Origin of the sequence: Pararcticibacter amylolyticus, assembly GCF_003130405.1 — a bacterium.
Lineage (GTDB): Bacteria > Bacteroidota > Bacteroidia > Sphingobacteriales > Sphingobacteriaceae > Arcticibacter > Arcticibacter amylolyticus.
In genome coordinates this window covers 62541-67737 of the sequence record NZ_QEAS01000012.1, presented here as the reverse complement: position 1 = coordinate 67737, position 5197 = coordinate 62541, and the positions used below count along the sequence as shown (strand labels likewise).

Sequence of the window (5197 nt, the reverse complement as noted above, 5' to 3'; positions counted from 1 at the left end):
CCGGGGGGGAAGCTAAATATAGATGGGGTTACTCGATGGTGCTTTTGGGATAATCATACATTTTCTGATCTCCGGTCCAGTAACTGATCATATTCCAGTGATCGAATGGGAATTGTATAAGCATCATTCCGCAGGTTGGAATATTGTAGACGTCGCAGTTGCAGAGGTTGATCGCCAGATTGGTAAGACCGGGGTTATGACCGATCAGCGCGACAAAATTGTATTGGTCGTCAAATGAGTTGATGATACTCATGAGAGTGGAGGATGAAGCTTCGTAGATATCTTTTTCCTGGACAATGCCTGCTTTTTCGAGGCCCAGAACGTCTGCAAAGTATTCTGCGGTGCTGAAGGCTCTTAAAGCCGGGCTCGTTACGAGGAGCTCTGGAACCAGTTTCTGGTTTAACAGCCTTGAAGCCATTTCCGGGGCATTCTTGTTTCCTCTTTTGTTCAGAGGCCTGTCGAAGTCCTGCAGTTCATGATTTGCCCAGTCGGATTTGGCATGACGGATGAGAAGTAATCTTTTCATTGGGTATAAAAAAACAGCCCTTAAAAGGGCTGCACAATTATAAGAATTCTTTAGCTAGAATAAAAAGCCTAATGATACGGTAAAGAGTTTATGTTTGGCAGATGTGCCTTCTGAATCATCATTAAGTTTGCCTAAACCTAAGCCATAACCTCCATGGAGGAAAAGACCGTTGTTTAATTCGTATCCCGTAAGAAAGTTGAATCCGTAATCAAATTTGTTTGCTCCCTGTTTAAAGAGGTCTCTTTCTATTTCCTCTGATTGTACCATCCCTTTATATTCCGCTCTTTGGTGTATCTTGTCTTTATAGCTTATCCCATAAGCGACATAGGGGCCTGCTCCAAACGGGATTTTACCATTGCCTGTATCAAATTTTAGAATAATATTTAATGGCATTTCTACGCAGAGAGCTCTTCGCTCTCTTTTATACCAAATTCTGATAACCTGTTCTTCGGGTGAAAGCTCCATGTCGCCGAAATAAAGCTCTTTTACTGACTTCCGCTCTGCTTTAAACCCTTTTTCTGTCAGGGAGATACCGGGCTGAAAATACAGGATTTTACTGAGCTGAATATTCGCAATACCGCTTATATTATATCCCAGCCTATAGGACGGACTTGGATAAATGTCACTCATTCCTCCCTTAATATTCATACTCGAGATATTTACCCCTGCCTTAACGCCAAAACGTACCCCTGAACCATACTGTATCTGAGAGTATAAGGACGAACCTGAGAAAAGTAATGCTGTGATAATAAATAATTTTTTCATGTGATAAGGCTTTTAGTTCCTCGGGGGCGAAATAAGAAAAAAGGGAGCAGATGTACAATACTTTATATAAAATCTTTCAACTGATCCAGGTCGGTATCGTACATGCATCTGAAGTGTTTCTGAGGGCATTCGGGGTATCCTATTTTTGAACATGGCCGGCAGGGAAGCCCCTTCACTTCAATGATTTTTTGATGGTCGGCTTTATAGGGATACATCCCGAATTCGGGTACCGTGTTTCCCCAGATGGAGACGATCCGCTTATTGAAAGCAGCGGCAATATGCATCAGCCCTGTATCATGGGTAACGATCGTATCAGCCATTTTTACGAGGAAGGCAGACTGGTCGAGGTTGAATTTGCCGCAGCCGTTAAACACATATTCTCCCGTGCCCCGGCATATCTCTTCTGCTCTTGCAGCATCTTCTTTTCCGCCTAACAGTACGATTGGGGCGTTTACTAATTTGCACGCCGCTATAATTTTTTCCTGCGGCAGCCGTTTGGTTGCATGCTGGCCACCGATCACAAACCCTGTATATTTTTGGTGGGAAGGAGGAAGAAGACCGGATAGGTCGTGTTCCTTTTCAAGAAAATAATCGAGTCCTTTGCCGTCATTTTGTACTCCTAAAGGAGCTGCTGCTGCCAGGTACCTGTCGACAATATGCACTGCGGGCATCTTGTTGACTTTGAAGTTAACCAGCAGCCATTTCTCTATATTGAGTTTATCAAAGGAGGATGATTTTACTCCCAGGCGCATCTTCATCCTGAGCGTGCGAAGGTTTTTATGCAGATCAATGACATAGTCAAAATGTTCTGCCTTCAGTTCCCTGGTGGTAGCATTCAGATCTCCTTTAAACAGGTGAAGCTGATCTATATAAGGGTTGCTGCGGAGAACAGACTCAAAAGATGCCTTGGTTAAAAAATGTACTTCGGCCCCTTTAATCTGCTGTTTGATGCAGCGGATCACGGGGGTTGTGAGGACAATGTCGCCTATTGAGCTTAAACGTATGATCAGTATTTTCAAGATCTGGCTGATTTCTTTTGTTTAAAGAATGCTTCTATTTCATCCTTACTAAAAGTATTTAAACAACTATTAGCAGAGACGCCCCCTTTGCGGGCTGTCAGTACTCCAAAATGCATGTCGCGGAAGCTCTTGTTGCTGTGAGCATCCGGGTTAACTGACAGCATCACCCCTTTTTCAAGTGCGTACTGATGCCAGCGCCAGTCAAGATCAAGCCTTAACGGATTGGAATTTATTTCGATCACGACCCCATTTGCGGCACATGCATCAATTACTTTTTTAAAGTCTACCGGATATCCTTTTCGTGCGAGGAGCATCCGGCCGGTAGGGTGCCCCAGGATCGTTGTGTAGGGATTTTCGATGGCAGCAATGAGCCTGGAAGTTGCTTTTTCTTCCGTCATTTTAAAGACAGAATGGATGGATGCGACTATAAAATCGAAGGTGGAGAGGATCTCCGCCGGGTAGTCCAGCGATCCGTCGAACAGGATATCCGATTCGATCCCTTTGAATATTTTAAAGGGGGCGAACTTTTGATTGATCTGGTCTATCTCCCTGTGCTGCGCCAGCACACGTTCTTCATTGAGTCCCTTTGCATAAAAAGCAGATTTCGAATGGTCGCAAATCCCCAAATACTCCAGATGAAGTTCATCCCGGCAGTACAGCGCCATTTCTTCCAGCGTATTCACCCCGTCACTCCACGTGCTGTGATTATGGAGCGTGCCTTTCAGGTCTGTATATTCAAGTAATTCAGGAAGTTTATCCGCTTCCGCCAGCTTAATCTCATTCAGCCCTTCCCTCAGCTCAGGTTCAATGAACGGAAGTCCGGCACGCGCATAGAGCTGGATTTCATCTGCTGCCAGGAAGGTGTCTCCTGCCAGGAGCTCTTTCACCATGTTGACGTGCTTTTCTGATCCAGTCCGTTCAAACAGTTCCAGGGCAAATCTTTCTTCCGGGCAGAATTGCAATTCGACTTTCACCCCGGCATTTGTGGTAAAGCTGATCCTGTCTTCTTCCCTGGTTATTTCACTAATATCTTCCAGTGACTCTATGTATAAACCGATGTCGTCGCTGAGATCTTTTCCGATGAGAAATTCTACTTTGCTAAGCACTTCACATCTGCGTCGGAATGCTCCGCTGAAGGATACAGGGGTACCCGGTAAACTTTGCCGGAGCGTATCCAGCAGGACATTTGCCATTGGTTCAATATGTGCATAAAGAAAATGCCCTTCATTTGCCATCTTGAATTCTATGGCTTTCCTGATTTCTTCCTGGGTTTTCAGTCCAAAACCTTTCGCTTCAATAAGACGATTCTCATTGCATGCGTAAAGGAGTTCGCCAGCGCTTTCTATTCCCAGTTCTTTCCATATTACCAGCACTTTCTTAGGGCCGAGACCTTTTATGCTCATAATTTCCACGATTCCGGGCGGCGTTTGGGCTAGCAGGGTTGTTACCTCTTCAAGAGATCCGGTTTCAATCAGTTCCCAGACTTTAGAGGCTGTGCTTTTTCCTATTCCATTGATCTTTTCGATCTCCGGCAGGCTTTTTTTTGAGAGGGAATAAGGGAGTTTATCCACTGTAAAAGCAGCAGAAGCTATTGTTTTAACCTTAAACGGGTTCTCGTTATGCAGTTCCATTAGCTGACTAAGCAGCCTTAATGTCCGTGCAATGGTTTTGTTCTCCATATTTTTTCAAACATACATATAAAAGGTGTTTGCAGGAAAAGAAAAGCTCCATGCGGACATGCAATGCGGGCTCCGTTTCAAAACTATTTTTCTTTTTGTGTTGTTAGCAGGGGGGTGGCACAGAATATATCCATATCGAAATCGGTTCAGACCCTTTTGCTCTTGTTCCTCATAATTGGCGGTCTTTATTTCGCCCGTGAATTTTTGATCCCTTTAACTTTCGGCGGCCTGTTAGCCACTCTAATACTGCCCTTCAGCCGTCGTCTCGAAAGAAAAGGCATTCACAAAGGTATTGCTATTGTGATGTGTCTTCTCGGTCTGTTGCTTATAGCGGGAGGGATCTTAGCGCTCATTGTGTGGCAGGTGTCTGACCTGGCAACAGATGTGTCGGAGATGCAGCAGCAGATTTCCGGCCTGATTGGAAAGATACGGGACTTTCTGAGTACGGCGATCGGGATTTCAGGTGAGAAACAAAAGGAGATCATTGAACAGCAGCAACAATCTTCGGGAGTTGTTCAGATGGCCAGCATGGTCACCGGAACAATGGGGGTGCTGGTAGATTTTGTTCTTGTGACGGTCTACGCTTTTTTATTCATTTACTTCAGGCACCGGCTTAAAAAGTTTATCCTGATGCTGGTCCCCGCTGAAGAAATAGACCGTACAGAGAAAGTGATCAGCCAGTCTGCCAAGGTTGCTTACCAGTATCTTTCGGGCCTCTCTATGATGATTGTGATGTTGTGGATTTTTTACAGCATCGGGTTCTCTATTGCTGGGCTTAAAAGCGCGGTGTTTTTTGCGATATTATGCGGTATCCTGGAGATTGTTCCTTTTGTCGGAAACCTTACGGGGACTGGAATTGCAGTGCTGATGGCGGTTTCCCAGGGGGAAGGTTCCGGGCTGATATTTGGAGTCCTGGGTACTTATCTCTTTGTTCAGTTCATTCAATCTTATATCCTGGAGCCGCTGGTGGTAGGTGCTGAGGTGAATATTAATCCTTTGTTCACAATAGTGGTTCTGGTGCTGGGAGAGAGCCTTTGGGGGATTGCCGGGATGATCCTCGCTATTCCTTTACTGGGCATTACCAAAATCCTGTTTGATAATATAGAATCTCTCAAGCCTTATGCGTATCTGATAGGAGGAGATTCTAAACAGCGAAAGGGATGGGGGGAGAGGATGAGGAAGTTGCTGGGGAGGAAGTGAGGGTTGGG

General features: G+C 45.1%; 5 protein-coding genes. 1 reads left to right on the top strand and 4 read right to left on the bottom strand.

What is annotated here, in order from left to right; all coding sequences use genetic code 11:
- Nucleotides 1-28: 28 nt before the first annotated feature.
- The 4 genes from DDR33_RS15060 to DDR33_RS15045 all read right to left on the bottom strand — a co-directional run bounded on the left by DDR33_RS15060 (nucleotide 29) and on the right by DDR33_RS15045 (nucleotide 3989).
- Nucleotides 29-526, bottom strand: a complete 498-nt coding sequence (locus tag DDR33_RS15060) for a SixA phosphatase family protein (RefSeq protein WP_109416636.1) — start codon at nucleotides 524-526, stop codon at nucleotides 29-31.
- A gap of 54 nt (nucleotides 527-580) precedes the next feature.
- Nucleotides 581-1291: an outer membrane beta-barrel protein gene (locus DDR33_RS15055; protein ID WP_109416635.1), complete on the bottom strand. Its 711-nt coding sequence runs from the start codon at nucleotides 1289-1291 to the stop codon at nucleotides 581-583.
- A 62-nt stretch (nucleotides 1292-1353) separates the two neighbouring features.
- Nucleotides 1354-2310, bottom strand: a complete 957-nt coding sequence (locus tag DDR33_RS15050; protein ID WP_109416634.1) for a glycosyltransferase family 9 protein — start codon at nucleotides 2308-2310, stop codon at nucleotides 1354-1356.
- Nucleotides 2307-3989: a helix-hairpin-helix domain-containing protein gene (locus tag DDR33_RS15045; protein WP_109416633.1), complete on the bottom strand. Its 1683-nt coding sequence runs from the start codon at nucleotides 3987-3989 to the stop codon at nucleotides 2307-2309. Before DDR33_RS15045 ends, DDR33_RS15050 begins: the two co-directional genes overlap by 4 nt.
- Before the next feature lie 114 nt (nucleotides 3990-4103).
- Between DDR33_RS15045 and DDR33_RS15040 the strand changes: the two genes are divergently transcribed.
- Nucleotides 4104-5189, top strand: coding sequence for an AI-2E family transporter (locus DDR33_RS15040; protein WP_238387817.1), 1086 nt, complete (start codon nucleotides 4104-4106; stop codon nucleotides 5187-5189).
- The last annotated feature ends 8 nt before the right edge of the window (nucleotides 5190-5197 follow it).